Genomic DNA, 2,630 nt, shown 5'->3' with positions numbered 1-2,630 from the left:
CTCGATAGCACCCGCATAATCACAATCGAAAACCAACCATCTGATGGATGTGTGTTTGTTGTGCTGTATGTATTTCTGTTCTATTGCTTGCTGTAGAGGTCTGATGATTGATCCATACCTCAAATCATTGGAGCAATAGGGCTTTTCTGGAAGGTTGCTAACGAAAAGTTCGAGCTGCTTTTTTTCTTGTTCTTGTATCAGCATAAAACCCCCGTTAATCAGCGATTGTGAGCTGTTTACGGTGTTTTTTATCTTGTTCTGCTACCCACTCCCTCAAGAGTTTTCGCACAACTTGTGAGGTGCTCAAATCTTGTGATTGAGCATGATAGTTTGCTTTCTCAATCAGTTCTTTGGGTGTTCGCACAGATAGTATTTGTTCTTTTTTCATTGTTGGCCCCTGTATAGTCAATGTATGACACTAACAATACAAGGTTTTTTTGCTTTGTCAAGGTCCATCAGTAAGTTTTTTTGCGATAGCGATAGATGCCGTAGGCACTTACATGACGCGTCATGTAACTCACTACGGGGTGCAAGCACCCCCACGGACATAAATGTCCTAGTTCGCCTGGTGGGGACCTCAAAAACAGCACTTGTTTTTCAATAATTTTTTTGTATGATAAGTCTATAACTTATAACAAAAAATTATGAAAAACTATGCCATTACAAGAATCAAAAAACACGCGACAGTGAAATCTGCCACCTACTTAATCAACCATCATTTACGTTTGGCAGAGGTCCACAATGCTGATCCGCGACGCAAGCAGAAAAATGAAGTTCTTCATCAGTTGGATGACATTCAAAAATTTTTGAACGATGTGCCGAAAGGCACTAAATCCAACGCTTGTAGGTTTGTTGATGTGCTTTTTACTGCTTCTCGTTTTGACACCAAACAGCAGTTTGAAGAGTGGAAAAAAGCATCTTGGGAGTTCGCAAAAAAAACCTTTGGTGAGAACAACATCGCGTTGGCAGTTGTTCATAACGACGAGACAACCCCACACATACACATCATCTTTAAACCAGTGAACCCAAAGACTCAAAAATTGGGTGCTGGCCATTGGTTTGATGGTCGCAAGAAGATGCAGCAATACCAAGATAGTTACCACAATGCTGTTAAGCATTTGGGGTTTGATCGTGGTGAACCTGGTAGCAGAGCAAAACACAAAACCATACGACAGTTCTATCGTGATGTGAGCATTGCCCAGGATGAGTTGAAAGTGTTCACAAGAGCATTCAACGAGATCGACCAACAACTGAAAAACGTTAGTTTGTGGGATCGTCTCAAACCTTCAAACTTACAGAAGAAAGTCAAAAAACACTTGGTCACTGCTTACAAATCAGCAAGCAGAATATTGTTGTTCAAGCAGGTTCTACAAACTGAAAAAGTGACTGATGAAAATCAGAAGTTGCTGGCTCAAATTGACACTCTCAAAGATAAACTTGAGTTAGCAACTGGATATGAAAATCCCACATACATACAAGTTCAACAGTTCACTGACCACTACAAGAAGTTAGAAAGTTCCAACCAGCAAAGTGAACTTGCGAAGCAAAAGAGGGTAGCAACGACTACCCCCCAAGATACTGCTGTTAATCGAAGATCTAGCCAACTCAAAATTTGAACTATCGCACTTCGTTTGATGCCTGCCAGTTTTAGCACTTCGTGCTGAAAACGGTCAGGTGGATGTTCTCTGTAAAAGCATTTTTTAGAAGTTATTTTTTGCTCTACGAGCAACTACCTTTGCTGACAGATGAAATTGTAACAATCTCACTTATCCCCATGTGGACAACCACGGTTATCCACTGGCTTATATCTGATATGGCCTATTGAGATTTTTCCTCATTTCACCCATCTACCTACGGTAGAGTAAGCAACACTGAGAGCATCTGATATTTGCTTGATAGTATGCCCCTCAGACCTCATTTTTAGAGCCGTGGTGCGATTTTCAGCATCTTGTGTAGTTCTACCCCTACCACCAGATAAACCGCCCAACCTACCCCTGCGGGATTGTGTCGCAGAAAACTCCTCATCGCTCACACGACCCGTGTATTTGTTCCACACCCATTTTGCTACTGATTTGGCAGTAGCACGGATCTCGGATTGTGGTAGAGGTTCAGGAAACGAGTTAAATGCGATTGCTTGAAGCAAAACAGCATCAGAAAATGTTTGATAATTTGCTGATAAGCGATACATCAAAACCTCTCTGTATGCCCAATGTCTGAGATTTTCAAAGAGAGTACAGTTCCTCCCCAAACCTATGACAGATGCCCTTTTCGGGAGTTTGGTAGGTAGTGTTAACCACTCGCAGAGTTCAGGCATATCGTAGAGATCTGACCTGTATTGATACACATCCCACTCACTGTGAAATGGGTTTTTTGTTAGTAGGTTCGTATAACCACGATCACCACTCACTAACTCGCGAATTTGATACTCAATTTTTGCCAATAAATGTAGAGGTTTCGCACGAGCAACGGCGGTTTTATGAACGGGCACTTCTAACCCGTAAACAATGTGACTCTTACCCGTAGATTTGGTCACTGTTTGAAAGTTCGGAGGTGGTAAGTTGTTATACCCGCATCGCTCGATAGCACCCGCATAATCACAATCGAAAACCAACCATCTGATGGATGTGTGT

General features: G+C 41.9%; 4 protein-coding genes. 1 reads left to right on the top strand and 3 read right to left on the bottom strand.

The window, feature by feature from the left end; genetic code table 11:
• A partial coding sequence (locus AC2TEM_RS21355) for a hypothetical protein (protein WP_480856418.1) occupies window positions 1–204 on the bottom strand: 204 nt, incomplete at its 3' end.
• Window positions 205–214: 10 nt separating this feature from the next.
• Window positions 215–388, bottom strand: coding sequence for a hypothetical protein (locus tag AC2TEM_RS21350; RefSeq protein WP_480856417.1), 174 nt, complete (start codon window positions 386–388; stop codon window positions 215–217).
• 256 nt (window positions 389–644) lie between these two features.
• Between AC2TEM_RS21350 and mobV the strand changes: the two genes are divergently transcribed.
• On the top strand, window positions 645–1,616 hold the full coding sequence (gene mobV / locus AC2TEM_RS21345; protein WP_480856416.1) for a MobV family relaxase: 972 nt from the start codon (window positions 645–647) through the stop codon (window positions 1,614–1,616).
• 218 nt (window positions 1,617–1,834) lie between these two features.
• Here the strand turns inward: mobV and AC2TEM_RS21340 are convergent.
• A partial coding sequence (locus AC2TEM_RS21340; protein WP_480856415.1) for a replication initiation protein occupies window positions 1,835–2,630 on the bottom strand: 796 nt, incomplete at its 5' end.

This window comes from Ruegeria sp. HKCCD3925, from assembly GCF_057221175.1.
This window is presented reverse-complemented; position numbering and strand designations above follow the sequence as displayed.